The sequence below is a fragment of the Halomonas sp. MMSF_3323 genome (genome assembly GCF_030733595.1).
Classification (GTDB): Bacteria; Pseudomonadota; Gammaproteobacteria; order Pseudomonadales; family Halomonadaceae; genus Halomonas; species Halomonas litopenaei.
In genome coordinates, this window is sequence record NZ_JASHIT010000005.1 from 137,413 (window position 1) to 163,090 (window position 25,678).

At 63.4% G+C, this 25,678-nt stretch carries 27 protein-coding genes; 4 read left to right on the top strand and 23 right to left on the bottom strand.

What is annotated here, in order from left to right; all coding sequences use genetic code 11:
* The first annotated feature begins 246 nt into the window (after nt 1-246).
* On the top strand, nt 247-1,392 hold the full coding sequence (locus RBB39_RS03985) for an FUSC family protein (protein ID WP_045994192.1): 1,146 nt from the start codon (nt 247-249) through the stop codon (nt 1,390-1,392).
* Complete coding sequence (nadB, locus tag RBB39_RS03990; RefSeq protein WP_045994193.1) at nt 1,373-2,944, top strand: L-aspartate oxidase; 1,572 nt, start codon at nt 1,373-1,375, stop codon at nt 2,942-2,944. Before RBB39_RS03985 ends, nadB begins: the two co-directional genes overlap by 20 nt.
* Nucleotides 2,945-2,969: 25 nt before the next feature.
* Here the strand turns inward: nadB and RBB39_RS03995 are convergent, their stop codons facing one another.
* Nucleotides 2,970-3,662, bottom strand: a complete 693-nt coding sequence (locus RBB39_RS03995) for an energy-coupling factor ABC transporter permease (RefSeq protein WP_045994194.1) — start codon at nt 3,660-3,662, stop codon at nt 2,970-2,972.
* Nucleotides 3,663-3,835: 173 nt separating this feature from the next.
* A complete protein-coding gene (purU, locus tag RBB39_RS04000) occupies nt 3,836-4,690 on the bottom strand; it encodes a formyltetrahydrofolate deformylase (protein ID WP_045994195.1) in 855 nt (284 codons plus the stop codon).
* Between the two features lie 289 nt (nt 4,691-4,979).
* Here purU and RBB39_RS04005 point away from each other — a divergent pair, with 289 nt between their 5' ends.
* Nucleotides 4,980-6,566, top strand: a complete 1,587-nt coding sequence (locus RBB39_RS04005; protein ID WP_045994216.1) for a ribonuclease J — start codon at nt 4,980-4,982, stop codon at nt 6,564-6,566.
* A 216-nt stretch (nt 6,567-6,782) separates the two neighbouring features.
* Here the strand turns inward: RBB39_RS04005 and RBB39_RS04010 are convergent, their stop codons facing one another.
* From RBB39_RS04010 to mobA, 7 genes are all read right to left on the bottom strand, one after another.
* Complete coding sequence (locus RBB39_RS04010; RefSeq protein WP_045994196.1) at nt 6,783-7,067, bottom strand: hypothetical protein; 285 nt, start codon at nt 7,065-7,067, stop codon at nt 6,783-6,785.
* A 303-nt stretch (nt 7,068-7,370) separates the two neighbouring features.
* Nucleotides 7,371-8,363, bottom strand: a complete 993-nt coding sequence (moaA, locus tag RBB39_RS04015) for a GTP 3',8-cyclase MoaA (protein ID WP_045994197.1) — start codon at nt 8,361-8,363, stop codon at nt 7,371-7,373.
* On the bottom strand, nt 8,360-8,818 hold the full coding sequence (gene moaE, locus RBB39_RS04020; RefSeq protein WP_306168838.1) for a molybdopterin synthase catalytic subunit MoaE: 459 nt from the start codon (nt 8,816-8,818) through the stop codon (nt 8,360-8,362). Before moaE ends, moaA begins: the two co-directional genes overlap by 4 nt.
* 3 nt (nt 8,819-8,821) lie before the next feature.
* Entirely contained in the window at nt 8,822-9,634 is an 813-nt protein-coding gene (gene moaC, locus RBB39_RS04025) for a cyclic pyranopterin monophosphate synthase MoaC (RefSeq protein WP_045994199.1), read from the bottom strand.
* 9 nt (nt 9,635-9,643) lie between these two features.
* Complete coding sequence (gene glp / locus RBB39_RS04030; protein WP_045994200.1) at nt 9,644-10,894, bottom strand: gephyrin-like molybdotransferase Glp; 1,251 nt, start codon at nt 10,892-10,894, stop codon at nt 9,644-9,646.
* On the bottom strand, nt 10,891-11,460 hold the full coding sequence (gene mobB / locus RBB39_RS04035) for a molybdopterin-guanine dinucleotide biosynthesis protein B (protein WP_045994201.1): 570 nt from the start codon (nt 11,458-11,460) through the stop codon (nt 10,891-10,893). The genes glp and mobB overlap by 4 nt, the downstream gene beginning before the upstream one ends.
* Nucleotides 11,457-12,068 carry a molybdenum cofactor guanylyltransferase MobA gene (gene mobA / locus RBB39_RS04040; RefSeq protein ID WP_045994202.1) on the bottom strand — a complete coding sequence of 204 codons (612 nt, stop codon included), beginning with the start codon at nt 12,066-12,068 and terminating at the stop codon, nt 11,457-11,459. The genes mobB and mobA overlap by 4 nt, the downstream gene beginning before the upstream one ends.
* A gap of 175 nt (nt 12,069-12,243) precedes the next feature.
* On the opposite strand from mobA, the gene RBB39_RS04045 reads away from it, so the two are divergent.
* Nucleotides 12,244-12,825, top strand: coding sequence for a cupin domain-containing protein (locus RBB39_RS04045; RefSeq protein ID WP_045994203.1), 582 nt, complete (start codon nt 12,244-12,246; stop codon nt 12,823-12,825).
* 90 nt (nt 12,826-12,915) lie between these two features.
* Here RBB39_RS04045 and RBB39_RS04050 read toward each other — a convergent pair whose 3' ends face one another.
* The 14 genes from RBB39_RS04050 to RBB39_RS04115 form a co-directional block, all read right to left on the bottom strand.
* The gene (locus RBB39_RS04050; protein ID WP_045994204.1) at nt 12,916-14,169 is read right to left on the bottom strand and encodes a uracil-xanthine permease family protein; all 1,254 of its coding nucleotides are present in this window, start codon (nt 14,167-14,169) and stop codon (nt 12,916-12,918) included.
* 265 nt (nt 14,170-14,434) lie between these two features.
* Entirely contained in the window at nt 14,435-16,174 is a 1,740-nt protein-coding gene (locus RBB39_RS04055) for an ABC transporter substrate-binding protein (RefSeq protein WP_045994205.1), read from the bottom strand.
* 66 nt (nt 16,175-16,240) lie between these two features.
* Nucleotides 16,241-16,513: a DUF2160 domain-containing protein gene (locus tag RBB39_RS04060; RefSeq protein ID WP_108133102.1), complete on the bottom strand. Its 273-nt coding sequence runs from the start codon at nt 16,511-16,513 to the stop codon at nt 16,241-16,243.
* An 11-nt stretch (nt 16,514-16,524) separates the two neighbouring features.
* Nucleotides 16,525-17,418 carry a carbohydrate ABC transporter permease gene (locus tag RBB39_RS04065; protein ID WP_045994207.1) on the bottom strand — a complete coding sequence of 298 codons (894 nt, stop codon included), beginning with the start codon at nt 17,416-17,418 and terminating at the stop codon, nt 16,525-16,527.
* The gene (locus tag RBB39_RS04070; protein WP_045994208.1) at nt 17,411-18,298 is read right to left on the bottom strand and encodes a carbohydrate ABC transporter permease; all 888 of its coding nucleotides are present in this window, start codon (nt 18,296-18,298) and stop codon (nt 17,411-17,413) included. The genes RBB39_RS04065 and RBB39_RS04070 overlap by 8 nt, the downstream gene beginning before the upstream one ends.
* Nucleotides 18,295-19,398 (bottom strand): ABC transporter ATP-binding protein, encoded by a 1,104-nt coding sequence (locus tag RBB39_RS04075; protein ID WP_045994209.1) that lies wholly within the window; start codon nt 19,396-19,398, stop codon nt 18,295-18,297. The genes RBB39_RS04070 and RBB39_RS04075 overlap by 4 nt, the downstream gene beginning before the upstream one ends.
* A gap of 1 nt (nt 19,399) precedes the next feature.
* Nucleotides 19,400-20,548: an ABC transporter ATP-binding protein gene (locus RBB39_RS04080; RefSeq protein WP_045994210.1), complete on the bottom strand. Its 1,149-nt coding sequence runs from the start codon at nt 20,546-20,548 to the stop codon at nt 19,400-19,402.
* A gap of 309 nt (nt 20,549-20,857) precedes the next feature.
* Nucleotides 20,858-21,208: a hypothetical protein gene (locus RBB39_RS04085; protein ID WP_052704471.1), complete on the bottom strand. Its 351-nt coding sequence runs from the start codon at nt 21,206-21,208 to the stop codon at nt 20,858-20,860.
* Nucleotides 21,209-21,432: 224 nt separating this feature from the next.
* Nucleotides 21,433-22,062 carry a uracil phosphoribosyltransferase gene (gene upp, locus RBB39_RS04090; RefSeq protein ID WP_045994211.1) on the bottom strand — a complete coding sequence of 210 codons (630 nt, stop codon included), beginning with the start codon at nt 22,060-22,062 and terminating at the stop codon, nt 21,433-21,435.
* A gap of 160 nt (nt 22,063-22,222) precedes the next feature.
* A complete protein-coding gene (gene ung, locus RBB39_RS04095; RefSeq protein WP_045994218.1) occupies nt 22,223-22,906 on the bottom strand; it encodes a uracil-DNA glycosylase in 684 nt (227 codons plus the stop codon).
* A 5-nt stretch (nt 22,907-22,911) separates the two neighbouring features.
* Nucleotides 22,912-23,388 carry a xanthine phosphoribosyltransferase gene (gene gpt / locus RBB39_RS04100; RefSeq protein ID WP_045994212.1) on the bottom strand — a complete coding sequence of 159 codons (477 nt, stop codon included), beginning with the start codon at nt 23,386-23,388 and terminating at the stop codon, nt 22,912-22,914.
* Nucleotides 23,389-23,391: 3 nt separating this feature from the next.
* A complete protein-coding gene (locus tag RBB39_RS04105; protein ID WP_108133097.1) occupies nt 23,392-23,937 on the bottom strand; it encodes an adenine phosphoribosyltransferase in 546 nt (181 codons plus the stop codon).
* A 133-nt stretch (nt 23,938-24,070) separates the two neighbouring features.
* Nucleotides 24,071-25,402, bottom strand: coding sequence for an NCS2 family permease (locus RBB39_RS04110; RefSeq protein WP_045992468.1), 1,332 nt, complete (start codon nt 25,400-25,402; stop codon nt 24,071-24,073).
* 22 nt (nt 25,403-25,424) lie between these two features.
* On the bottom strand, nt 25,425-25,678 hold a 254-nt coding region (locus tag RBB39_RS04115; protein WP_306168839.1), incomplete at its 5' end, for a hypothetical protein.

Consider the following 25,678-nt stretch of genomic DNA (forward strand, 5'->3'; position numbering starts at 1 on the left):
CCGTTGTCAGCCACCTGGACACCGTCCCTCGAGACATCATTTGGCTCGGGACGGCACGCGAGCCTGCGTGGTAAACTTCACCCCCATTTTCATCAGCACTGCACGGTCTTCAGCATCTTGAGCGACAATGCTTCTCTACCCCGAGATCCCCTGCCCGACGATCTCGGACAGCGTATGACGGCGCCTCCCACCGCCCACCCTCAACCGGCTCGAGAGCCGGCCCCAGGCCGACAGAGAGGCTGAACCATGCTGCTCGGACGCCTGCGCGACCCTTTCATCAATCACCGCCATCGCCGCCTCTTCCACGTACTCCGGGTCAGTCTGGCACTGATCGTGACCTTTGCCATCGTCCAGACGTTCCCCTTCCAGCACAGTGGCTGGGCGCTGGTGAGCACGGTCATGGTGATGGGCAACCTTCCCCATATCGGGGGCGTACTGGACAAGGGGCGCCAGCGCCTGGCCGGCACCCTGATCGGCGCAGCCCTCGGCCTGGCGCTGATCATCCTCCCGCTGCCAGGCTGGGGGGTACAACTCGGCGCGCTGATCGGCATCGCCATCGCCACCTGGGTGGTCTTCGGCGGCCGCCAGGCCTACAGCGGACTGATGTTCGCCATCAGCCTGCTGCTGGTGATCGGCGACGGCTCGCAACAGCTCAGCGTGGCACTCTGGCGAAGCGCCGACGTACTGCTCGGCACCCTGGTCGGTATCGGCGCCACCCTGGTCTTTCTGCCCCACAAGGCCACCGACATGCTGCGCTTCCTGCTGGCCGACTGTCTGGATCGCATGGCGCGGCTGTATCACACCCACACCAGTGCCACATCGGCACCGGGCATCGATACCCAGGCACTGTTCAAGGCCGCCAGCCAATTGCTGGTCAAGCAGCGCGGACTGACCGACGCGGTCCACCGCGAAGGACGCCTGACCCGCGGCGAGGTCGACGAGCTGATCTCCTACCAGCGACGCATGCTGTCCACCCTGGAGCTATTGCTCGAGACCCACTGGACCACGCGCGCCGGTCACGAACAGATCGATGCCATGGCAGGACTGCGCGATCAGCAGCACGCCCTGGCGCGGGATCTCGGCACCCTCGCCTTCGAGGTGCGCACCGGACGCCCGGTCACGCTCGAGGTCACGCCCTTCGCGCTGGACGATTTCGCCGACCTCGCCTCCACGGCACGCGCCGAGGATGGCAGAATGCTGTTCAGCCCCAGCGGCTATCTCTGGCTGAACCGGGAGCTGGCCCGCCTGACCGAAGCAACCGCCCGCCGCCTGGGCGGACTCGAGCGGCTACCCAGCAGGCGCCTGCGCCGCCGCGCCCCCCGACACGGGCTCCACCGAGCCCCCTCTTTCGACCGCAAGGAAGGAACCACGCATGGCAAACGCCCCTCTTGACGTCCTCATCATCGGTGGCGGCGTCGCCGGTCTGGCGATGGCCCTGGAGATCGCCGATCGCCGGCCGGTCACCCTGCTGCGCCCCGGTGTCGAGGCGCAAGGTGCCAGTCGCTGGGCCCAGGGTGGTATTGCCGCGGTGCTGTCGCCTCAGGACGACATCGAGGCCCACATCCAGGATACCCTGATTGCCGGGGACGGGCTGTGCGATGAAGCGGCGGTGCGCTTCACCGTGGAAAACGGCCCCGACGCCATCGCCTGGCTGTTGAGTCTTGGCGTGCCCTTCACACCGGATCCCGAGGCGGCCAGTGGCTACCCCTACCACCTCACGCGGGAGGGCGGCCACAACGCTCGCCGAATCATCCACGCCGACGACGCCACCGGCCGGGCCGTGACCGACACCCTGCTGGCCCGAGTGCGCGCCCATCCGCAGATCACGCTGCGCGACGACCTGATCGCGGTCGAACTGCTCACCGATGACCTGGGTGCCTGCTGCGGTGCCCGCTGCCTGGACGCCCACCAGCGTCCTCACGACCTTGTCGCCCAGGACACCGTCCTGGCTACCGGCGGCGCCAGCGGGCTCTACCTGCATACCACCAGCCCCGCCCCGGCCAGTGGCGAGGGCATGGTCATGGCCTGGGAGATCGGCGCCGAACTGATGAACCTGGAGTTCCAGCAGTTCCACCCCACCTGCCTGTTCGATCCACAGGGACCGCCCTTTCTGGTCAGCGAGGCGGTAAGAGGCGAAGGCGGCCTGTTGCTGAACGTGCGTGGCGAGCGGTTCATGCCCGCCATCGATGAGCGCGCTGAACTGGCCCCGCGAGACGTGGTCGCCCGCGCCATCGACGCCGAGATGCAGCGCACCTCGAGCGACCATGTGCTGCTGGACATCCGTCACCTCGGCGACGCCGCGATACGTCACCACTTCCCCACCATCCACGCCCACTGCCTCGCGCGCGGCCTGGATATCACCACCCAGGCCATCCCGGTGGTGCCGGCGGCCCACTATAGCTGCGGCGGCGTCGCCACCGACCATCGGGGAGCCACGCGCGTGGCGGGGCTCTACGCCATCGGCGAAGTCGCCTGCACCGGACTGCACGGCGCCAATCGCATGGCCAGCAACTCCTTGCTCGAGTGCCTGGTCTACGCCAGATCCGCCGCTCGCCACCTGAGTGAGCCGGCGCCGGGACGCACCTTGACACCACGGCCGAGCGCAACAACTGGAGATCGACAGGTTTCCAGCGAGAGACTCGCCTCGTTGCGCCAGCGCGTCCGCCAGATCATGAGCGCGAGGGTCGCCATCGTGCGCCAGGACGAAGGGCTGGCCGAGGCACGCACGACCCTCGAGCAACTGGAATCGGAGTTTCATGACCTGACTCGGGGCGGCGCCGCGAGTGTCGAGCTGCACGCCTGTCGCCAGGCGCTCACTCTGGCCAGTCTGACGGTCGCCAGCGCCTGCACCAGGCGAGAATCCCGGGGGCTGCACTACAATCCGGACTGCGCCCGCCACGCGGACCCGACACCGCAACCGTCACGCCAGATCAAACCGGCCTGAGGCAAGGTCGCCGGCCCTGCTCAGCTCACGGGCCCCGGCCGCCGCGACCATCGTCGTCCAGGTAACGGCTGTCGTTGAAGGTGGCGACCCAGTGTGGGTGGTAGAACATCAGAATGCTCAGCAGCATGCCGCTGATAAAGGCCTCCGACGGCATCAGCAGCGGCAGGAAACGCGCGTACTCGCTGGCCTGGAATAACGCTGACGGGTCACTGGCGCCGAGCCGCGTCAAACCCAGCACCGCGAGCCCCGAAGCCAGTGCCGACAACGCCGCGCACCAGAACCCGCCGATAAACAGGAAAACCATGGGATGAGATGGCAGCCGTCGATCGACCAGGCGCCATATCAGCACCGTCACCAGCATCGGTACCAGGCCGGTGACCACCAGATTGACGCCCAGCAGTGGCCAGGCGACGCGCCCGGTCAGCACCAGTGACAGATTGACCAGCAGACAGCTCAAGAGCGCCAGGGGGCCTCGAAAGACCAGCGTCATCAGAGTGGTGAACAGCAGATGCAGACTGAGCCAATCGACCGCCTGGGCCCTTAGTTGCCACAGCATCGCCACCATCAGCGTTGCCGCCAGCCAGCGATGCTGCAGGCCAGTATCTTGAAAGAGGGCGCGCCAGGGACGCTGGAAAAGGGCAAGCACCAGGGCAGACAACGCCACCCCCGCGCAAACCCAGATCAGCCAGGGGGCAAGGATCACCTGAGCAAAGGACATGGCCCCTCCTCTTCCTGCTGCCTACCTGTGCGGGCGATTCCGGCTCGGTTGGCATGCCTGGGTGAGTGACCGGACCAGGCTTTCGACACTCCCTCGATCACCCATTCCCGCGCTCACCCACTCCCGCCCAGGCGCCGGGCGTCGAAAGAACGGCCGGCGCCCTTGATGCCGGCTCAGGCAAAGACGACGGTCTTGTTGTCGTGGATCAGCACCCGATCCTCGAGGTGCCAACGCAGCCCCCGTGCCAGCACGGTCTTTTCTACATCGCGCCCGAAACGCACCAGGTCATCCGGCGTATGACAGTGACTGACCCTGTGAATATCCTGCTCGATGATCGGCCCGGCGTCGAGTTCCTCGGTGACGTAGTGGCAGGTCGCACCAATCAGCTTGACGCCGCGCTGGTAAGCCTGGTGATAGGGCTTGGCCCCGGCAAAGGATGGCAGGAAGCTATGGTGAATGTTGATGACTCGCCCACTGTAGCGCTCGCACAGATCAGGCGGAAGAATCTGCATATAGCGCGCCAGCACGATACTGTCGGCCTCGGACGCCTCGACCAGACGCTCGACCTCGGCGAAGGCGGCACTCTTGTCGTCTGCTGAAACCGGCACATGATGGTAGGGAATACCGTGCCACTCGACCATCTTGCGCATGTCGTCATGGTTCGAAATCACCGCCGCGATCTCGCAATCGAGCTCACCAGCGGTCCATCGATACAACAGATCCACCAGGCAATGAGATTCCCTGGAAACCATCAGCACGACGCGCCGCTTCTGACGAGTGTCGCGCAGCGCCCAGTCCATCTCGAATTCACGCGCTACCGGCGCAAAGGCCTCGCACAGGGCCTCCTTCGACATGCCGATGGAGTCGGCCAGGATTTCGTAGCGCATGAAGAAGCGACCAGAGGCCAGGTCCGAGTGCTGATTGGCCTCGGTGATGGAACCACCGTGGCCAGCAATGAAGTTCGACACCCTGGCGACAATACCCAGTCGATCGGGACACGACACGACCAGACGATAGAAATGGGACATAACACCTGTATCCTTGGACCAACGCTCGGTGACCAACCTTGCACCACCATGGGGAGGGGCGATGAGCACGCCCGTTCGGGGCATGCATTGTAGCGAAAAGTGAGATGGCGAACGACCGCTGCACGGGTCCTTTGACCTCTCGCGTTGAGTCGTGCGCGGTCGATCCCGTATAGTGAAATGAACACCGTCCACGATGCCGAGCATGATGCCGATTCCGCGAGCCCAGATTCGACCACGACGACGCCCACCGGTGCATTTTCTGCCCCTGGGAGGCTGTGGCGAGATCGGCATGAATCTAAGCCTGTACGGCTATCAGGACGCCTGGATTGCCGTCGACTGTGGCATGCTTATTCGCCAGGACCTTCCAGGTGAGCCGCTCCAGGTGCCGGACACCTCGATACTGGATACCCGCGGCATCCGTCCGCAGGCGCTGCTCATTACCCATGGCCACGAAGATCATATCGGTGCCGCCGCCTGGCTATGGCCACGCTGGGCCTGCCCTATTCTGGCGACCCCTCTGGTCGCCGCCATGTTGCGCGTCAAGTTCAGCGAACGGGGACTTCCCACCGACGCGATAGACGTCATCGAACCCGGGGACGCCAGGGACATCGCAGGGTTTTCCCTTCGTTTCCTGCCGCTGACCCATTCCATCCCGGAAAGCTGCGCCCTGCTCATTCAGGCAGGCAACTCGCGCATCCTGCATACCGGCGACTGGAAACTGGACCCAGAGCCGCTGATCGGCCAACCGGTGAACGAAGATCTGTTTCGCGCCCTCGCGCCGGTCGATCTGGTGGTGGGTGATTCCACCAATGCCAACGTGGCCGGCCATTCACGAAGTGAAGGCGAGGTCGCAAGGGCCATGGTGTCTACCATCTCCCGCTGCCAGGGCCGCGTTGTCGTTTCCTGCTTCGCCAGCAATCTGGCACGGGTCCTGGCCATCGGCCGCGCCGCTGCTCGTTGCGGACGCCGGGTCAGCCTGCTCGGGCGCTCCATGGAGCGCATGGTGGGCCATGCCAGGCAACTGGGCTATCTCGACGACTTTCCTGCGCTGGTGCCCGTCAGCGACCTGGGCTATCTACCACCCGAGGAAGTGCTGGTCATTGCCACGGGGAGCCAGGGCGAACCCCGCGCCGCGCTGTCGCGCCTTGCCCAGGGAAGGCATCCTCACTTCGAGCTGACCACTGGCGACACCGTCATCTTCTCGGCCAAGGCCATTCCCGGCAACGAGCACCTTATCGAGCGGCTCAAGCGCGGCCTGGCGCGCTTTCAGGTCACCATCATCGATGATGCCAGCCACCCCGAACTGCATGCCTCCGGGCACCCCGCACAGCAGGAACTGGAACGCTTCTATCGCTGGCTCCAGCCGACCAGACTGCTGCCGGTCCATGGCGAGGAAAACCATCAGTCAGCTCATCAGGAACTGGCCTGTCGCCTGGGCATCGAGGCTCCGCTGGCACCTCGCAACGGCGATCTGATCCGGTTCGACCAGGGCGGCCTGACCCGCGAGGAAAGCTTCCCTCTGTCTCAGTGCATCATCGAACGCGGGGGCATCGACCGGCGTCAATCTCCGGCACATGCGCGCAATCGACACGGCGTACTCTTCCTCGCCATCAGCCTGGTAGCGACCGACACCGGCTGGGCCAGAATTGGCCGGCTGATGATCGACTCAAGCCAGACCAGCCCCCTGGACGAGGACAATTTCATCGACTGGCTCGACGAACAACTCGACGACCTGGCCGTCGATACCCTGTCGGCGCTCCGTCGTGGCCTCTACCCTCGTATTCAGGCCTGGCTGGGCGAACACTTACAGCGTCTGCCACAGGTCGAACTCCAGTTGATGGCGAGCGATATCGAAGGCATCGCCGGCGACGTCTGAGCCTCCCCCCTATAAACAAAACAACCGGCCCTGGACGTTTCCAGGGCCGGTCGCGGCTCGACGTTCGCCGTACTTGTGGCCGTGCCGTCACCATTCACGCGCTTTGCGTCATGCACGCGCCTTGGTGACACAGCGGCCAAGCTGCACTGGCGACGCGACACGTCCGTGCAAGGTCAGGTCAACCGAACTCGCGTGACCACACCTGCGCCAGCAGAATCACTTGGCGTTCTTGGGCGGACGTCCACGCTTGCGCTTGGGCTGCTCCGATACGAGATCATCCAGCGACAGGCCGGCTTCGGTGATCTGCTCACGGATCTCCGCCAGCTTCTGGGCCTTCTGCATCTCTTCTTCCTGGCGCTGGCGCTCCTCGTCGCGCTTCTGATCGATGACCTCCTCGACCACTTCCGCCAGTTTTTGCAGCTGTTCCATGCTCAGTTGACGAGCCGCTGCCCGTGCCACGTTCTTGTTTCTCGCAATACGTTCCAATGATTCGCTGGACATAGCTCACTCCATAGCTTTGACACCAAGCGGCGCACGCCGCAATTCACTTGAAGAAAAGTATATGCAACCGGCCACTCTTGGCAAGAAATGCTGGAGATTTTTCCTTGTCAATTACCGAAATATTGGCGGTCTTTATACGTCAACAGCGAGCTCATTGGACGAGCCCAGTCACCCCTTGACCGGTCAATATTGGTTGAAACGCTGACACCTCGAGGAAAAAAGACAGCGGCCAGGATACAAAGAGCGGGCGCCCAAGGCGCCCGCGCAGGTAAGGAGACAAGCGGTCACTTGGCGAAAGCGCTGTCAGCCACCGGTCATGTTCATGAAGCGAACCACCTGAACATCCCCATCGGTGGTGAAATGGTGCCGCTCAGGCTTTAGCGGCATCGCCTCCACGATGGCGGCCTTGAGCTTCTCCATGTCACCGGGGTAGCGCCTCAATACCGCCCTGAGATCCACCGAATGCTCGTTGCCAAGGCACAGCAGCAGACGCCCTTCCACCGTGACCCGAACACGATTGCAGGAAGCACAGAAGTTATGGCTATGGGGCGAGATGAATCCGACCCGCGTCTCGCTATCCTCCATACGGTAGTAGCGAGAAGGCCCTGCGGTGGCTTCCGTCGTGGCCATCAGGGGGTAGCGCTGCTCGATCCTTTCGCGCACCTCGTCACTTGAACAATAGGTCTCGGCACGGGAATGGTCGGACACATCGCCCAGCGGCATCTCCTCGATAAAGCTGATATCCAGCCCCTCTGCCCTGGAGAACTCGACAAGATCCAGCACCTCGTCTTCGTTGCGCCCCTTGAGCACCACCGCATTGAGCTTGATGCGCTCAAAGCCGGCCTGCCGAGCGGCGCTGATGCCGTCCAGCACCTTGTCGAGGTCACCGGTACGTGTCAGCCGTCGAAAGCGCTCGGGATCCAGCGAATCCAGGCTGATGTTGAGACGCTTCATGCCGCCCTGGCACAGCGCCTCGGCATGCCGCCTCAGGCCCGCCCCGTTGGTGGTCATGGCAAAGTCCCGAAGCCCCGGCAAGGCCCCTATACTGGACACCAGTTGCTCGATATTGCGACGGACCAGCGGCTCCCCCCCGGTCAAACGAATCTTTTCCACGCCGAGCTCGGTGAAGGCTTGCGCCACCTGAGCGATTTCCTCCAGCGTCAGCACCTGGGCACGTGGCAGGAAGGTCATCTCCTCGCTCATGCAGTAGACGCAGCGAAAGTCGCAGCGGTCGGTGACAGACAATCGGACGTAGGTCACCCGGCGACCGAAACTATCGATCAACTGTTGTGTCATTGCGAAGCGACCTCCCAACGCTTGGCGTCATCATGATCCTGACGACGTTCAGATACCCAGTAATCGCCGCTTTCGGTGTGCTCCTTCTTCCAGAATGGCGCCCGGGTCTTCAGATGGTCCATCAAGAATTCGCAGGCTTCGAAGGCGGCATGCCGATGGGCGCTGGCCACCACCACCAGTACGATGGGATCACCGGGCTCCAGACGACCGATCCGGTGGATCAGGGTTACCTCATCGAGCGGCCAGCGCTGTCGCGCCTCAGCTTCGATCTCGGAAAGCGACGCTTCGGTCATGCCGGGATAATGCTCAAGCGTCAGCGCCGTGACGTCCGGGCGTTCATTGAAGTCCCTGACCAGTCCGGTGAAGCTGACCACCGCTCCGATGTCGGTGCGATGTTCGAGCATCCGGCGCTGTTCATGACCTGCATCGAAGGTCTCATGCTGCACGCGTATCATCGATCAGCCTCCTGTCACCGGCGGGAAGAAGGCCACCTCGTCCTCACAGGTCAGACGGGTACCGTCACTCGCCATCACCTGATTGACGGCGCACAGCACGCGCCCTTCATCCAGCCCCTTGAAGCGATCATCCAGGGTCTTCAGTGCCTGCTTGAGACCGGCAACATCGGCACTGGGCAACCTGTCCAGTGGCACCGATGCTTCACCGACGCCAAGCCTTTCGCGCAGTTCAGCCAGGCACTTCACCCTGACACACTGCTCCGCGGCGGACGCAAGCCCCAGGGTCAACGCCGGGCTGTTCTCGGGGCTGGTCACGATCGGCGTTGCCGTCGCAGCGGTCGCGCTCCGACGCAGATAGTCACCGGACTTGCCACCCTGTTTTGCATCCACGTGGATTTCGCCGATCTCCATCTCCTTGTCCACCGCCTTGCACATGTCGTAAAGGGTGAGACAGGCCACCGATACGGCCGTCAGGGCTTCCATCTCGACCCCGGTCCGTCCGGTCAGACGGCAGGTGGCGGACACCCTGACACAACTGGATTCGGCGTCGATCTCGAAGTCGACGCTGACCTTGGACAACGCCAGCTGGTGGCAAAGCGGGATCAGCTCGTGGGTGCGTTTCGCGGCCTGAATACCGGCAATCCTGGCGGTCGCCAGCACGTCGCCCTTGGGCAACTTGCCATCGCTCAACAGCGCCAGAGTCTCCGGCGCCATGGAGATGCTTCCGGTCGCCGTCGCCTCCCGTCGGGTCGCTGCCTTGTCGCCGACATCGACCATGTTGGCTTCGCCGCGTGCGTTGAGATGGGAAAGCGTCATGTTCAAGCCTCAGGAAAATCGAAAGAGAGGGAGTACCATCACGATATCATCGATGGACGCCGAGTCCGTATCCTCGGGAATCTCGACCAGGCAATTGGCCGAGACCATGGACGACAGAATACCGGAACCCTGATTGCCTGTATTGACCACCCGCAAGGTCCCGTCCGCATCACAGTGAAAGACACCGCGACTGTAGTCCGTACGTCCGACCCTGCTGCGAAAGGCGCTACCGGCCAAGGCCTTCCAGCGTGGCTGAGTGGGTGAGCGCCCTTCCAGAGCCGCCAGCATCGGCACCACAAACACCAGACAGGTCACCATGCAGGCCACCGGGTTACCCGGCAGTCCCAGCAAGGGTGTCTCGTCGGAGCCAATCACCCCACATGCCATGGGCCGGCCTGGCCGCATGGCGATCCGCCACAGGGTCAACCTGCCAAGACGCTCCACCGCTTCCCGGGTGTGGTCGGCCTGCCCCACCGACACTCCGCCACTGGAGACCACCAGATCCGCGGTCCGGGCGGCGTCAGCGAGCTGTTCGACCAGGGCGTCGGTGTCATCGGCGACGATGCCGAGATCAATTACCTCGGCGCCATGCTCCTGCAACAACCCCATCAGAGAATAGCGGTTGGCATCATAGATCGCCGCCTGGGCGCGTGCCTCACCGGGTGCCGTGACCTCATCGCCGGTGGAGAACACGGCTACCCGAGGGCGTCGCCGCACCCGGACCTCGGCCTGCCCGAGAGAAGCCAGCAGGCCAAGCGCGGCGGCTTCGAGGCGCCTGCCTGCTGCAATGGCCACCTGGCCGGCACGCAGATCCTCGCCCGCCTGGCGCACGTTCTGCCCCTGCTTGACGCGGTCGGCGCGTGTCACCCTCACACGATCGCCATCTCGCTCGAGCTGTTCGAGCATGACCACGGTGTCGGCCCCTGGCGGCAAGGGCGCCCCCGTGGTGATGGCAATACACTCACCTTCGCCCAGGCGACCCTGAAAAGGCTGCCCCGCCAGGGCTTCTCCCACCTGGAGAAAGACCTCGCCGGGGTCCTCGGTCGACCAGTTGAGGGCCACCCCATCCATCGCGGAGTTGGTATGCCCGGGCACATCGAAGGGCGCTTCTACCGCCTCGGCCAGCACTCGGCCGTGGGCCCTGGCCAGGGGCACCTTTTCCGCCGCCAGGCGACCAGCCACCAGCGTCAACAGGGCATCGCGCGCCTCCACGACGCCGAGCATGCGCTCACCAAGATCGAAACAGGAGAGCGTTGTCATGACGGTTCTCCTCCCTGGTGCGCGACAAGCCATTCGGGCCATCGCCTCACCCAGGCCTGGACCCAGGCGGCGATGGCGTCATGATCATTGAGATCGAGCGCATCGCCCCTGGTCGCCAGGGGGGCGTCACTGGCGACGGCCTGAATCCATGGATCGTCTTCCGCCATCAGCGGCTTTTCCAGCGCCGGCCGATGGAGCTCCAGCTTGGGTAAAGGCCAGTCCTTGAAGCCCTCGACCAGCACCAGTTGCGGTTCCAGCGGCGCGACCATGGCCAGCAGGGTTGCCAGATCGGCCTCTTCGCCCCCCGGCGTCTCCATCATCAATGCCAGCCGGGCGCGGGAGGCGATCAGGATAGGTTCGGCCCCCGCCATACGCAGGCGATGACTGTCCTTGCCAGGCTGGTCTACCTCGAAGCGGTGGTGGGCGTGCTTGATCACCGCCACCTTGAGCCCGGCGCCCTTCAACATCGGTACCAGACGTTCCAGCAGGGTGGTCTTGCCGGTCCCGCTCCAGGCGGCGATGCCCAACAGCGGCTGATCGGGGCGCAAGCTCAGCGCCTGCGTCATGAGTCACGCTCCTGGCGACACGCCTCCAGCCGTCGCCTCTCCTCTTCGGTGTTGAGATTGGCGAAGGCGGCAGCGCAGTCGCTGACGTCGACCCGATCCCAGCGGTGGCGATCGTACCAGCGGTCGATCTTGCGTTCGCCCTGCTCCAGTACCGCCGCCAGATCCTCATGCAGGTGACGGGACAGCAACGCCACCACGGGGTGCAGCCGCTCGCCGTCATGGGCGACGACAATATCCAGCCCATCGCGCCAGCCAGCCACCAGCCGGGGCACCAGATCGGCGGGCAGCGCCGGGCTGTCACAGGGCACCACCACCACCCAGGGCGTAGAGGACGCGACCAGACCACTGTAGATGCCCATCAAGGGTCCGTGGTAGCCCGCCTGGTGATCCTCGACCACTCGATCGGCGAGAGCCGCGTACTCGTCCAGATGGCGATTGGCATTGATCATCACGCTAGCCACATGGGGCTTCAGACAGGCAACGGCGTGCGCCGCCAGCGGCTTGCCGTCGAACGGCACCAGCCCCTTGTCGACTCCCCCCATGCGTCGCCCCTGGCCTCCCGCCAGAACCACGCCGCTTATCTCCTTCGCGTCCAGCCTCGCCACCATTGCACCTCTTTTATTGGTCGTCGACAGCATCCTCCATGATGCCTTAGCCACCCGCAGGCTGCCATGAGCGTATCGGGGTAGACAGTAGACGCCAGGGATGTCGGACAGCGACGTTAGCGGGTATCATGTGTCCATCATTATGCACAACATCGGCTTTGCCGAGACGGGAAACAGGATGGAAGACAGTTTCGACGTCGGCGCCAGATTGCGCCAACTACGACAGGAAAAGCAGCTTTCTCAACGCGAACTGGCGAAAAGAGCCGGTGTGACCAACAGCACCATTTCGCTGATTGAGCTTAACAATGTGAGCCCATCGGTCAGCTCGCTTAAGAAGATTCTTGACGCTTTGCCGGTATCGATCAGCGCCTTCTTCGCGGGTGACGAACCGAACCACCCCAGCCCCTTCTATCGCGCCGCGGAGCTCACCGAGATCGGTGATGGCCATCTGTCCTGGCGGCTTGTCGCGGCCAGACGCCCGGACCGACGCATGTCGGTGCTCCACGAGCGCTATCCGCCCGGAGCCGATACCGGCGAAGAGATGCTTGAACACGACGGCGAGGAAGGCGGCGTCATCATCGCCGGCGAGATCGAGATCACCGTCAACGGCGAGACAGGTCTGCTCGGCCCCGGCGACGCCTACTACTTCGACTCACGCCTGCCCCATCGGTTTCGCAACCTGGGGGATCAGGAATGCGTGATTGTCAGTGCGAACACTCCCCCCACCTTTTCCGATGGCGGAGAGCAGCTACATCATTGATCAAAGACGACGACAGGGCATGATCGTCAGTGCCCTGTCGCCAACAGCCGATGGCCCGGCTGTCACGCCGGGCCATGGTAATAGCAGGGTTCATTCGTCCTCGCTGGCCCGGGGCAACACCAGGTTGAGGGCGATGCCGATCAAGGCGGCGAGGCTGACCCCCTGCAGGGCGAACTGGCCATCGCCGAACTGCATACCACCGATGCCGAACACCAGGATCAGCGAGACCACCACCAGGTTACGCGGGGCGGTCAGGGGTTTGCCGGCGCGCACCAGGGTATTCATGCCGACCACCGCGATGGAGCCGAACAGCAGGGTCATGATCCCGCCCATCACCGGGGTAGGAATGGTCTGCAATACTGCCCCCAGCTTGGCGACGAAGGCCAGGGTGATGGCTACCAGTGCGGCGGACACCATGAACATCGGATTGAAGGCGCGGGTCAGGGTGACCGCCCCGGTGACCTCCGAGTAGGTGGTGTTGGGCGGCCCACCGAACAGCGCCGCCGAAATGGTCGCCAGGCCGTCGCCCAACAGGGTGCGATGAAGGCCTGGTTTCTCCAGGTAGTTGCGTCGGGTCACCGAGCCGATCGCCACCATGTCACCGATATGCTCCACCGCCGGCGCGATGGCGACAGGGATCATGAACAGGACCGCCGCCCAGTGAAAGCTCGGCGCGGTGAAGGATGGCAACGCCAGCCAGGCCGCCTCACGTACCGGGCTGAAGTCGACCACCCCCATCAGCAATGCCATCAGATAGCCGGTGACGATCCCCCCCATGATCGGCACCAGGCGCAACAGACCGCGCCCGAAGACCGCCAGGATCAGCGTCACCAGCAGGCTCGACATGGACAGCACCATGGCCTGGGTGTAACCAATGGTCTCGCTGTTCTCGCCGGTGGCCATGCTCACCGCGACCGGCGCCAGGGCAAGACCGATGACCATGATCACCGGTCCTACCACCACCGGCGGCAGCAGCCGATGCAGCCACCCCGTCCCCTTCAGCCGAACCGCCTGGGAGATCGCCACGTAGACGAAACCGGCAGCGATCAGCCCGCCCAGGGTGGCGGAGACACCAAAGTGGGCGATGGAGCCCTGAATAGGGGCAATAAAGGCAAAGGACGACGCCAGAAACACCGGAACCGTCAGACGCGTGGTCAGATGGAACACCAGGGTGCCGATACCGGCGGTGAACATGGCGACGTTGGGATCGAGGCCGGTCAGCAATGGCACCAGCACCAGGGCGCCGAACGCCACGAATAGCATCTGGGCACCGACCAGCGCCAGCCGAGGCAAGGAATCCGCCGATGGGGCGACGGGCGAGGAAGAGGACGAGGGGTCTGACATGGAGGGCTCCGCGGTGGACAAACGCCGGCTATGGTACCAACGCACGCGCAACGTTTCGGCAAAATTTTGCGCGTCTTTCGACGCCACCGCCAACGCTTGGCAGACGCTCCTCTCATTCAGCCTGTGCTATCCAGCCGGCGCCATGTATTGCCCACAAGGCACCGGGCCCCCGCTGTCTCCAGCGAGGGCCCGGCGTCCTGCACATCAGGGGCCATGCACGAAAGACGACCTGCGAAGCGCCGTCACCTGCGCACAGGTCCCCGTCTTACTCGCGGGTACCGGCCGACATCCATTCCTCCATCATCTGCTCGTAGGGCACCGTGGTGCCCTGGGGCATCTCGTTGTCCAGCTTGGCCTTGGGCGCGCCGGGCTGGCTCAACCATTCTTCGGGGTCCTTGGGTTCATTGAGCACCGGCGCGTAGGTGGCAAACACCTTGGCCCGCGCCAGACGCGCCATGATGTTGTCGAGGTCACCGGCCAGATTATCCAGCGCCTCCTGGGCGGAGATGTCGCCATTGACCGCGGGAGCCAGATTCTGCCACCACAGCGGCGCCATGCGCGGATAGTCAGGCACGTTGGTGCCGGTAGGCGTCCAGTTGGACTCGTTGGGACTGCGGTAGAATTCCACCAGACCACCCAGCTTCGGCGCCATCTCGGTCATCTGGTCGGAGAAGATGTCGGACCGGCGGATCGGCGTCAGCCCCGCCATCAGCTTCTCCAGCGAGACGGTCTTGGACACGGTGAACTGGGCAAACAGCCAGGCCGCGCTGCGCCGATCCTCCGGCGTCGAATCGAAGAATGTCCAGGCCCCCACGTCCTGATAGCCGACCTTCATCCCCTCTTCCCAGTACGGGCCGGTGGGAGACGGCGCCATGCGCCACTTGGGATTGCCCTCATCGTCGGTCACTGCCACATCGGGACTGACCATGTCGGCGGTAAAGGCGGTGTACCAGAACATCTGCTGGGCCACGTTGCCCTGGGCCGGCACCGGCCCGGCCTCGCCGAAGGTCATGCCCTGGGCTTCGGGCGGCGCATAGTCTCGAAGCCACTCCACCATCTTGGTGACGGCGAACACCGAGGCCGGTGAATTGGTGGCGCCGCCACGGCTGACGCTGGCCCCCACCGGGTGGCTCTCTTCATCGACCCGAATGCCCCAGTCGTCTACCGGATTGCCGAACGGCACCCCGGGACTGCCCATGCCGGCCATGGACAGCCAGGAGTCATGGAAACGCCACCCCAGCGACGGATCCCGACGGCCGTAGTCCATGTGGCCGTAGACCTTCTGGCCGTCGATCTCGCCGACGTGCTCGCTGAAGAACTCGGCGATGTCCTGATAGGCGGTCCAGTTGGTGGGCACACCCAGATCATAGCCGTAGATGTCCTTGAACTGTGCCTTCAGGTCATCGCGCTGGAACCAGTCATAGCGGAACCAGTAGAGGTTGGCGAACTGCTGATCGGGTAGCTGGTAGATGCTGCCGTCGGGCCCGGTGGTGTACTGAATGCCGATAAAGTCGTCCAGATCGAGGGTCGGCAGCGTCAGGTCCTTCCACTCGTTGGCCATGGCCTCGCTCAGGTTGATGGTCGAGCCGTAGCGAATGTGGGTACCGATGGCGTCCGAGTCGTTGACGTAGGCGTCATAGATATTGCGCCCCGACTGCATCTGGGTCTGCATGTTCTGCACCACATCACCTTCGCCGATGATGTTGTGGGTTACCTCGATACCGGTCAGTTCGGTAAATGCCGGAGCCAGCACGTCGCGCTCCCAGGTGTGGGTGGTCAGGCCCTCGGCGACGGTGTTGATCTCCATGCCTTCAAACGGCTCGGCAGCCTTGGCAAACCATTCCAGTTCAGCGATGCGTTCCTCGCGGCTCAGGGTCGAGTCCTTGAACACCTCGTCGGCCAGGCGCTCGATCACCGCCGTTCGATCGTCCTGGGCCAGGGCGCCGCCGCTGAGCAGCAATAGCCCCACAGCACCTAGTCTGGTCAGCTTGAGTCTAGCGTTCATGGTCACCTCTATTGTTGTCGTCGACCGTCAGGTCGATCGTTGTCGTCGAAGGGAGCCTGGCCCCCGCTAGCCCCATCGCAGCAGGACCAGCATCCACACCACCGATACGCCCAGCGCCAGCCACAGACTCAGGCTGGTGAAGCCCACGACCGCCAGATGGATGTAGGCCGCCGACAGCATGCCGATGAAGAAACGGTCCCCCCGGGTGGTGCTGATCGGCAGAAAACCGCGCCGTTCCCGCGTCGGCGATACCAGCTCCCAGGTCGTCATGACCACCAGCAACAGCGCAATGACACCAAAGAAGATCGCCGTGGGCAGGGTCCATACCATCCAGTCCATGTCGGTGCTCCTCAGGTCCGGCCCAGGGCAAAGCCCTTGGCGATGTGATGGCGCACGAAGAACACCACCACGATGCCGGGCACGATGGTCAGTACCCCGGCCGCCGCCAGGGTGCCCCAGTCGATGCCCGAGGCGGTCGAGGTTCGCGTCATCACCGAGGCGATGGGCTGGGCCTCGGTGGAGGTCAGGGTGCGTGCCAGCAACAGCTCGACCCAGGAGAACATGAACAGGAAGAACAGCGTCACGCCGATGCCGGAGCGAATCATCGGAATGAACACCTGGACGAAGAAGCGCGGGAAGCTGTAGCCATCGATAAAGGCGGTCTCGTCGATCTCCTTGGGCACGCTGGACATGAAGCCTTCGAGGATCCAAACCGCCAACGGAATATTGAACAGACAGTGGGCCAGCGCCACGGCGATGTGGGTATCGAACAGGCCCACCGTGTAGTAGAGCTGAAAGTACGGCAGCAGGAACACCGCCGGTGGCGCCATCATGTTGGTCAACAGCCAGAAGAACAGGTGCTTGTCACCGATGAAACGGTAGCGACTGAAGGCATAGGCCGCCGGCAGCGCCACGCTCATGCTGATGGCCATGTTCATCAACACATAGGTGATCGAGTTGACGTAACCCATGTACCAGCTCGGGTCGGTGAATATCTTGGCGTAGTTGGCCAGGGTCAGCGATTGCGGCCATAGGGTCAGCTCGCCGAGGATCTCGCTGTTGGTCTGCAGCGACATGTTGACCAGCCAGTAGATCGGCAGCAGTACAAACACGATGTAGGCCAGCATCAAGAAGCCACGGCGAAAGCGTCGTCCTGTCGAACGGCCCTGTCGACGGCGGCGGGCCGCCTCCTTTTCGGCGCGCTTTCGCACCTGGTCGGGACTGGATGGCGTGGCATCAGTCATGGCGAGCCCCTCCCTGCCGGTCCTTCTGCAGATTCATGATGGCGGTATAGAACACCCAGCAGACCAGCAGGATGATCAGGAAGTAGATCAGCGAAAAGGCCGCCGAAGGCCCTACATCGAACTGGGCGGTGGCCATGATCGCCAGCGATTGACTGAGGAAGGTGGTCGCGCTTCCCGGCCCGCCGCCGGTCAACACGAAGGGTTCGGCGTAGATCATGAAGGAATGCATGAAACGCAGCAGTACCCCGATCACCAGTACGTTGGTGAGCTTGGGTAGCTGGATATAGCGAAACACCGCCCAGCGTGAAGCGCGATCGATGCGCGCCGCCTGATAGTAGGCCTCGGGAATCGCCTGCAGACCGCTGTAGCAGAGCAGTGCGATCAGCGAGGTCCAGTGCCAGACATCCATCAGCACGATGGTCACCCAGGCGTCCAGCGGACTCGAGGTGATGTTGTAGGGATAGCCGATCTGGCGCAGGCTCCAGCCCATCAGACCGATGTCGCCACGGGTGAAGATCTGCCAGATGCTGCCCACCACGTTCCACGGGATCAACAAGGGCAAGGTCACCAGGATCAACACCAGTGACGCCCGCCAGCCACGCTTGGGCATCAACAGCGCGATCCCCACTCCCAGCGGCACCTGAATCGCCAGAATGGTCAGCGAAAACGCAAACTGCCGGGCCAGCGCCGCCTGCAGCGCCGGATCGTTGAGCATCTTGACGAACCATTCGGTGCCGGTGAAGAACCGGGTATTGGCGTCGAAGACGTCCTGCACCGAGTAGTTGACCACCGTCATCAGCGGCACGATGGCCGAGAAGGCGACCAGCGCCAGCATCGGCAGCACCAGCCACCAGGCGCGATTGTTGGGGACCTTGTTCATGGCGCCACCTCTACCCGGGATTCATCTACGTACAAACTCAACCATCTTTCGGGAAAGCGCACCGATACGCGCCCGGAAAGCGCGAGCCCGCCCTCCTCCACGCGCACCTTGAAGCGCGCCTGGTCTAGCGCCAGCGTCAAGATCGAGTAGGTCCCGAGATCCTGGCAGTGGTCCACCACGGCGCTGAGGGTGCCGCTCGTGCCGTCCTCGGCAAGCTCGATGAATTCCGGACGAATGCCCAGCTTGAGGTTGTCGCTGCGTTCACGAGCATCAAGCAGCGACCGTCGCATCTCGGCGGACAGCTCGAGGCGCTGGCCGTCGATCAGGATGTTGTCGCCATCGATGCATGGCGTGAAGAAGTTCATGCCGGGACTACCGATGAAGTAGCCGACGAAGGTGTGAGCGGGGCTTTCGAACAGCTCGCGCGGGGTACCGAACTGGACGATTCGACCGTCGTACATCACCGCAATCTTGTCGGCAAAGGTCGAGGCTTCGAGTTGATCGTGGGTCACGTAGATCATGGTGATGGCGAAGCGCTGATGGATCTCCTTCAGCTTGCGCCGCAGCTTCCACTTGAGCTGCGGGTCGATCACCGTCAGTGGCTCGTCGAACAGGATGGCCGCCACATCATCACGGACCAGGCCACGCCCCATGGACACCTTCTGTTTCTCGTCGGCGCTGAGGTTGCGCGCCTTGCTGGCCAGGCGGTCGGTCAGATCAAGGATATCCGCGATCTCCTCGACCCTCTCGCGAACCCGCTCCTCCGGGGTCTTCACGTTGCGCAGCGGGAAGGCCAGGTTGTCGTAGACCGTCATGGTGTCGTAGACCACCGGGAACTGAAACACCTGAGCGATGTTGCGCTCTTCAGGCGGCAGCTCGTTGACCATGACCCCGTCGAAGCGCACCTCGCCCTGGGAAGGCACCAGCAGCCCGGAGATGATATTGAGCAGGGTCGACTTGCCGCAGCCGGATGGCCCCAGCAGGGCATAGGCACCACCCTGCTCCCACACGTGATCCATCTGTTCGATGGCGTAGTCGCTGCGCTTCGAAGGCGACGCCGAATAGCTGTGCGCCAACTGTGAAAGGCGAATCTCGGCCATGCTAGCGCTCCTCCCCCGACGCCGGCGGTGCCTGCTGTGACGACGGAAGCGGCGGACGCACCCCTCCGTCACCAGCTTCCGGCGGCACGTGCAGGGTCTTGCCATCCATGTCGAACACGAACAGGCGATGCACCGGTACATAGAGTGTGATCGGCTCATCCACACGAAAGCTGTGAACACCGGGAAGATGCGCCACCAGCGACATCCTCTCGTTGCCCACGTGCAGGAAGGTCTCGGAACCACTGATCTCGGCCAGCTCGACCTTGACGTCAAGCGCCAGGTCATCGTCTGCCCGGGGCTGCATGGCCAGATGAGCCGGCCGCACACCGAAGCGGTAGCTGCCCTCGTCAAGCGCCGCCAGATCTTCATCGAGCGGGAAGTGCACCTCGTCGTCAAAGCTGACTTCACCGTCGCGGATACGTCCTTCCAGCACATTGATGGGGGGTTCGGAGAACATCTCCGCCGCGGTCAGGGAGGCCGGCTGGCGGAACACCGTAGCGGTCGGGCCATGCTGAACCAGGCGCCCCTCGTGCAGAATTGCCGTATTGCCACCCAGCGCCAGCGCTTCCGCCGGTTCGGTGGTGGCGTAGACCGCGATGCAGTCACGCCGGGCGAACAAGGCACTCAACTCCTCGCGAAACTCCTCGCGCAGCTTGTAGTCGAGGTTGACCAGTGGCTCATCGAACAACACCAGATCCGCGTCCTTGACCAGCGCCCGTGCCATGGCGGTGCGCTGCTGCTGGCCACCGGACAGCTCCAGCGGCTGGCGGTCGAGCAGGCCTTCAATGTGCAGCAGCTCAGCGATCTCGTGGACACGCCGCTGGATCTCGCTCTTGGCGACACGGGCCAGCTTCAGCGGAGAGGCAATATTGTCGAAGACACTCTGGTGGGGGTAGTTGATGAACTGCTGGTAGACCATCGCCACGTTGCGTTGGCGCACCCCCTTGCCGGTCACGTCTTCACCCTGCATCAGGATGCGCCCCCGGGTTGGCTGGTCCAGCCCGGCCATCAGGCGCATCAGGCTGGTCTTGCCGGCCAGGGTGCGGCCCAGCAGGACATTGAAGGAACCCGGCTCCAGGGTCAGGCTGACGTCATCGATGTGGGTCTCGCTCGCCACCTTGCGGGTGACGCCGTCGAGGATCAGGGACATGGGCGTACTCTTTCGCGCAGAGGTTCCCCTCGTCTCCGAGGGGCGTCATCTGTACGGTAGTAGAGAATCTCTACTCGCCCGTGATGTTTTTAAACGAAAGGGCTCACCACGCGCCAGAAGATACCCTTTTTATCCCTTATCCTTTTGTTTTTACTTTTCTTTTCCGCTGCCACCAACTTTTGTCTAATGCGAAAAGCCACCTCTCTGGTAGCTGAGCATTGGTGCAGATGTTGTTTCCAGAAAAAAAAAGCGCCCAATGTTCGCAAAGGAACATTGGGCGCACGATGGGCGCGGGAGAACCCGCTGACGTCAGTTCAACAGCGTACGCACTGGCTTATCCAGCGCATCATCGACCTTCCCGCCCGCTCGCTCGACGCTGTCGTGTGCAGTAACCACCCGATCGTAAACCCCACCCCGAGCATCGTCGACGTGATCCGCGACCCCGTCCCGGGCGTCATCGACACGATCATTGACGTTGTCCTTGGCGTTTTCCACGGCGCGATCTGCGGTGCAACGACCAGACACCCCCACCGTGGCCTCGAGTGCCGCATTCTTGGCGACCTTTTCAGCATCGCAGTCGGGGCGTATCACCCCAGCTTGAACGCTTGCCGCCAGACTCAGAATTACTGCAGCACTAGCTGCCACACGCAACAACTTCATCCATGCCTCCTTGATTCTTGAATCAACCACCGACAGCCACAACGAGAGCGCGGCGTCTGTCCAGACGGACAATGGCTGAACTGCGTTCCCGCCCAACTGACTTGCGGACACAGCAAAGCAGACATTTCACCTGAAATGTCTGCTTTCGATCATAGGCATGAAACCACTGGGTAAAATGCCACCGCTGGATAGTCTGGCCGTGGCATTGGCGGGATATCGCGTGCTTAGCGGGTACCGAAGATCTTGTCCCCGGCGTCGCCCAGTCCCGGCACGATATAACCGTTTTCGTCGAGGCGCTCGTCCACCGAGGCGGTGTAGATCTCGATATCCGGGTAGGCTTCCTGAACGCGGCGGATGCCTTCGGGAGCTGCCACCAGCACGATCACTCGCATCAACTGGCAGCCACGGTCGCGCAGCATGTCCAGGGTGGCCACCATGGAACCTCCGGTGGCCAGCATCGGATCGATGACCACCGCCATGCGCTCGTCCAGGTCGTTGGCGAACTTGGAGAAATAGGGCACTGGCTCGAGGGTCTCTTCATCGCGGTAGAGACCGACCACGCTGACCCGTGCACTGGGAATCAGGTCGGTGACACCTTCCAGCATGCCAAGTCCCGCTCGCAGGATCGGTACGATGGTGACCTTCTTACCCTTGAGCTGCTTGACGGTGATGGTCTCGCCACTCCAGCCATCGATGTCATAGTCCTGCAACTCCAGGTCCTGGGTCGCCTCGTAGGTGAGCAGTTTTGCCACCTCGCCGGCCAGTTCACGGAAGCTCTTGGTGCTGATGCCGGCTTCACGCATCAGACCGAGTTTGTGCTGGACCAGGGGGTGATCGATGGCATGGACGCTCATTGGCGAGTCCTCTTTGATAACGGGAGGTGGTGCTTGGACGACCTTCGTCGCATGGACGCGGGCGACAAATTGCGCGCCATTCTACCTGCAACGCCGCGTCAGGTTAACCCGCAGCGTGCACCGAAAGCCGGCGGACGACCACGCCGTCCGCCCAACACGTTCATGGAGTCGGCGGCAGCTGCCAATCTACCGGGGATCTCCCATGCTCGGCGAGAAAGGCGTTGGCCCGAGAGAAATGGTGATTGCCGAAAAAGCCGCGGTGGGCCGACAACGGCGACGGGTGCGGCGACTCCAGCACCAGATGACGCTCCTGATCCACCAGCGCCTTCTTCTGGCGGGCGTGGCTGCCCCACAGCAGAAAGACACAGGGCGGCGCCTCGGCGTTGACGGTCTCGATGGCGCGGTCGGTGAAGGTCTCCCATCCCTTGCCCCGGTGGGAGCCGGCGTTGCCCTCCTCCACCGTCAAGGAGGTGTTGAGCAGCAACACCCCCTGGCGCGCCCAGGCCTCGAGGTGGCCGTGGTTGACCGGCGTCACCCCCAGGTCCTGGGCCAGCTCCTTGTAGATATTGACCAGTGACGGCGGCGGCTTGATGCCCTCGCGCACCGAAAAGCACAACCCATGAGCCTGGCCAGGACCGTGGTAGGGATCTTGCCCCAGGATCACCACTCGTACCTCGTCCAGCGGCGTCAGCTCGAAGGCCCGAAACCAGTCCGACGAGTGCGGATAGATGGTCTTCCTGGCGGCCTTCTCTGCCGCCAGAAACGCCTTGAGCTGCTGCATGTAGGGCGCCTGGAACTCAGCTCCGAGCCAGCGCTCCCAGCTGTCGGGCAATACCTGAACCATGTCGCTCACCGCCGCTGGTCCGCCAGGGGCTCGACGTAGGCCACGCCCATGTCCCAGGGGAACTGGATCCAGCAGTCCTGGGCGACCTCGGTGAGGTACTGATCCACCAGCGGACGACCCTCGGGCTTGGCGTAGATGGTCACAAAGTGCGCCTTGGGCAGCATCTCGCGCACCTTGCGCGCGGTCTTGCCGGTGTCCACCAGATCATCGACCAGCAGCCATCCTTCGCCGTCGTGATCCACGCCCTTGAGCACCTCGAGGCTGTCCTGCTCCATATGGTCGTAGCTCTTGATGCAGACGGTGTCGATCAGGCGAACATTGAGCTCCCGAGCGATCAGCGCGGCGGGAATCAGCCCGCCCCGGGTGATCGCAATGATGCCCTTGGTATCGCGCTCGATCAGGCGATGACACAGCTCGCGCACGTCGCGATGAAGCTGGTCCCAGGACACCACGAAATGGCGATGGTAGCGTTGACTGCTCATGGGTCACTCGTCCTCGGTGAAGGAACACACGGCGAACACGCTGTGGCCAGCGTCACGGATTCTCTGGGAGCCGCCAAGATCCGGCAGATCGACGATGGCAGACGTCTCCACCACATGTCCCCCGCTGCGGCTGATCAGTTCGGCCGCGGCCAGCATGGTGCCACCGGTGGCAATCAGGTCGTCCACCACCAGGATACGGTCGCCATCACGGAAGGCATCGGAGTGCAGCTCTACCTCGGCCTGGCCGTATTCCAGGGTGTAGGTCTGACTGATGGTCTTGAACGGCAGTTTGCCCTTCTTGCGTACCGGCACAAAACTGCAGCCCAGCTCGTAGGCCACCGGCGCGCCGACGATGAAACCGCGGGCGTCGATGGCGGCGATGGCGTCCAGATCCATCTCCTGATAGCGGTGCACGAAGCTGTCGATCAGCTTGCGAAAGGCCGCACTATTCTGCAGCAGCGGGGTGATGTCACGAAAGTTGACACCCGGCTGGGGCCAGTCGGGAACGGTGCGAATGACGGACTTGATGTAGTCGCCGTAGATACTCATGGCGGTTCTCGCTAGGGGTCGAAAGAAGAATGCATGACACATGCGGCGCCTTGTCTCGGCGCCGCACGGCGGGGCTGGCCAACCTGCCGGCTCAGCCGGTCCTGGCCAGCCAGCCCCGGTCAGCCCGATGGGCTCAATCGAGGTAGATCATCTTGATCGCGAACAGCACACCGAGGATCACCACGGCGGCGTTCAGGTCCTTGAAGCGACCGGACAGGGCCTTGATCGCCACGTAGCTGACGAAGCCGAAGGCGATACCTTCGGCGATGGAGAAGGTCAGCGGCATGGCCAGGGCGGCGATCAATACCGGCGCCGCCTCGGTGGCGTCGTCCCAGTCGGCATGGGCAAGGCTTCCCGCCATCAGCGACGCCACGTACAGGAGCGCCCCCGCGGTGGCATAGGCCGGAATGGAGCCCGCCAGCGGAGCGAAGAAAAGGCTGGCCAGAAACAGTACCGCGACCACCACGGCGGTCAGACCGGTACGCCCACCGGCGGCGATGCCGGCGGTGCTTTCCACATAGCTGGTGGTGGTCGAGGTGCCGAGGGCAGCACCGGCCATGGAGGCGGTGGAGTCCGCCATCAACGCACGACCCAGGCGCGGCAGCTTGCCGTCCTTGTCGAGCAGGCCACCGCGATGGGCAACGCCCACCAGGGTACCGGAGGTGTCGAACAGATCTACGAACAGGAAGGCAAAGACCACGCTGATCATGGCCACATCGAAGGCACCGGCCAGGTCCATGGACATCAAGGTCGGCGCGATCGACGGCGGCATCGACACCACCCCGCTGAATTCATTGTGGCCCAGCAGCATGGCCACCAGGGTCACCCCCAGAATACCGATCATCACCGCCCCGGTGACGCGCAGATGGGCCAGCGCGGTAATCACGAAGAACCCGGCCAGGGCGTACAGCGGGGCCGGCTCGGACAGATCGCCCACCGACACCAGGGTGGCCGGGTTGTCGACGATGATGCCGGCATTCTTCATCGCGACCATGGCCAGAAACAGACCGATACCCGCCGCGATGCCGAGTCTCAAGGTGATCGGAATCGAGTTGATGATCCACTCGCGGATGCGAAAGATGCTGAGCAGAAAGAAGGTAACACCGGACAGGAAGACCGCTCCCAGCGCTGCCTCCCAGGTGTAGCCCATGCCCAGCACCACACCGTAGGTAAAAAAGGCGTTCAGACCCATGCCTGGCGCCAGGGCGATGGGATAGTTGGCCCACAGCCCCATTACCAGACAGCCCACCGCGGCGGCGACACAGGTCGCCACGAAGACCGCCCCGTAGTCCATGCCCGCCTCGGACAGGATGCTCGGGTTGACAAAGATGATGTACGCCATGGTCAGGAAGGTGGTGATCCCGGCGATCACCTCCGTCTTGACGGTGGTGCGGTGCTCACTGAGCTTGAAGAAGCGATCGAGCGGGCTCTTGCCGGAGCTCGGTTCAGGCTGCTGGTTGGACATGCGCTGGGTCCTGCACGTGGAGTCAATAGGGGAGTGTCCAGGACGAGAGTTCGCCGAACGCGCCCTGCCACCCTGCGACTAGTGACACCATATAGCAGGCCGTCCAGGGAATCACGACGATCCTGCACAACCTGGCCAACGCACAGGGAGCACGCAGGGTCGTCCGCGCGACCTCCAGCGCCACCACGTCAAGCAAGGCTGCCCGCCCCATAAAGCGGCATCCCAGCCCTCGACGATCGGCCAGGGCCAAACGCACATCGGGCGCGGTACGGCGAG

Coding starts and splice junctions, on each gene's coding strand:
- RBB39_RS03985 (WP_045994192.1), top strand. CDS start 247: ATGCTGCTCGGACGCCTGCGCGACCCTTTCATCAATCACCGCCATCGC.
- nadB (WP_045994193.1), top strand. CDS start 1,373: ATGGCAAACGCCCCTCTTGACGTCCTCATCATCGGTGGCGGCGTCGCC.
- RBB39_RS03995 (WP_045994194.1), bottom strand. CDS start 3,662: ATGTCCTTTGCTCAGGTGATCCTTGCCCCCTGGCTGATCTGGGTTTGC.
- purU (WP_045994195.1), bottom strand. CDS start 4,690: ATGTCCCATTTCTATCGTCTGGTCGTGTCGTGTCCCGATCGACTGGGT.
- RBB39_RS04005 (WP_045994216.1), top strand. CDS start 4,980: ATGAATCTAAGCCTGTACGGCTATCAGGACGCCTGGATTGCCGTCGAC.
- RBB39_RS04010 (WP_045994196.1), bottom strand. CDS start 7,067: ATGTCCAGCGAATCATTGGAACGTATTGCGAGAAACAAGAACGTGGCA.
- moaA (WP_045994197.1), bottom strand. CDS start 8,363: ATGACACAACAGTTGATCGATAGTTTCGGTCGCCGGGTGACCTACGTC.
- moaE (WP_306168838.1), bottom strand. CDS start 8,818: ATGATACGCGTGCAGCATGAGACCTTCGATGCAGGTCATGAACAGCGC.
- moaC (WP_045994199.1), bottom strand. CDS start 9,634: ATGACGCTTTCCCATCTCAACGCACGCGGCGAAGCCAACATGGTCGAT.
- glp (WP_045994200.1), bottom strand. CDS start 10,894: ATGACAACGCTCTCCTGTTTCGATCTTGGTGAGCGCATGCTCGGCGTC.
- mobB (WP_045994201.1), bottom strand. CDS start 11,460: ATGACGCAGGCGCTGAGCTTGCGCCCCGATCAGCCGCTGTTGGGCATC.
- mobA (WP_045994202.1), bottom strand. CDS start 12,068: ATGGTGGCGAGGCTGGACGCGAAGGAGATAAGCGGCGTGGTTCTGGCG.
- RBB39_RS04045 (WP_045994203.1), top strand. CDS start 12,244: ATGGAAGACAGTTTCGACGTCGGCGCCAGATTGCGCCAACTACGACAG.
- RBB39_RS04050 (WP_045994204.1), bottom strand. CDS start 14,169: ATGTCAGACCCCTCGTCCTCTTCCTCGCCCGTCGCCCCATCGGCGGAT.
- RBB39_RS04055 (WP_045994205.1), bottom strand. CDS start 16,174: ATGAACGCTAGACTCAAGCTGACCAGACTAGGTGCTGTGGGGCTATTG.
- RBB39_RS04060 (WP_108133102.1), bottom strand. CDS start 16,513: ATGGACTGGATGGTATGGACCCTGCCCACGGCGATCTTCTTTGGTGTC.
- RBB39_RS04065 (WP_045994207.1), bottom strand. CDS start 17,418: ATGACTGATGCCACGCCATCCAGTCCCGACCAGGTGCGAAAGCGCGCC.
- RBB39_RS04070 (WP_045994208.1), bottom strand. CDS start 18,298: ATGAACAAGGTCCCCAACAATCGCGCCTGGTGGCTGGTGCTGCCGATG.
- RBB39_RS04075 (WP_045994209.1), bottom strand. CDS start 19,398: ATGGCCGAGATTCGCCTTTCACAGTTGGCGCACAGCTATTCGGCGTCG.
- RBB39_RS04080 (WP_045994210.1), bottom strand. CDS start 20,548: ATGTCCCTGATCCTCGACGGCGTCACCCGCAAGGTGGCGAGCGAGACC.
- RBB39_RS04085 (WP_052704471.1), bottom strand. CDS start 21,208: ATGAAGTTGTTGCGTGTGGCAGCTAGTGCTGCAGTAATTCTGAGTCTG.
- upp (WP_045994211.1), bottom strand. CDS start 22,062: ATGAGCGTCCATGCCATCGATCACCCCCTGGTCCAGCACAAACTCGGT.
- ung (WP_045994218.1), bottom strand. CDS start 22,906: ATGGTTCAGGTATTGCCCGACAGCTGGGAGCGCTGGCTCGGAGCTGAG.
- gpt (WP_045994212.1), bottom strand. CDS start 23,388: ATGAGCAGTCAACGCTACCATCGCCATTTCGTGGTGTCCTGGGACCAG.
- RBB39_RS04105 (WP_108133097.1), bottom strand. CDS start 23,937: ATGAGTATCTACGGCGACTACATCAAGTCCGTCATTCGCACCGTTCCC.
- RBB39_RS04110 (WP_045992468.1), bottom strand. CDS start 25,402: ATGTCCAACCAGCAGCCTGAACCGAGCTCCGGCAAGAGCCCGCTCGAT.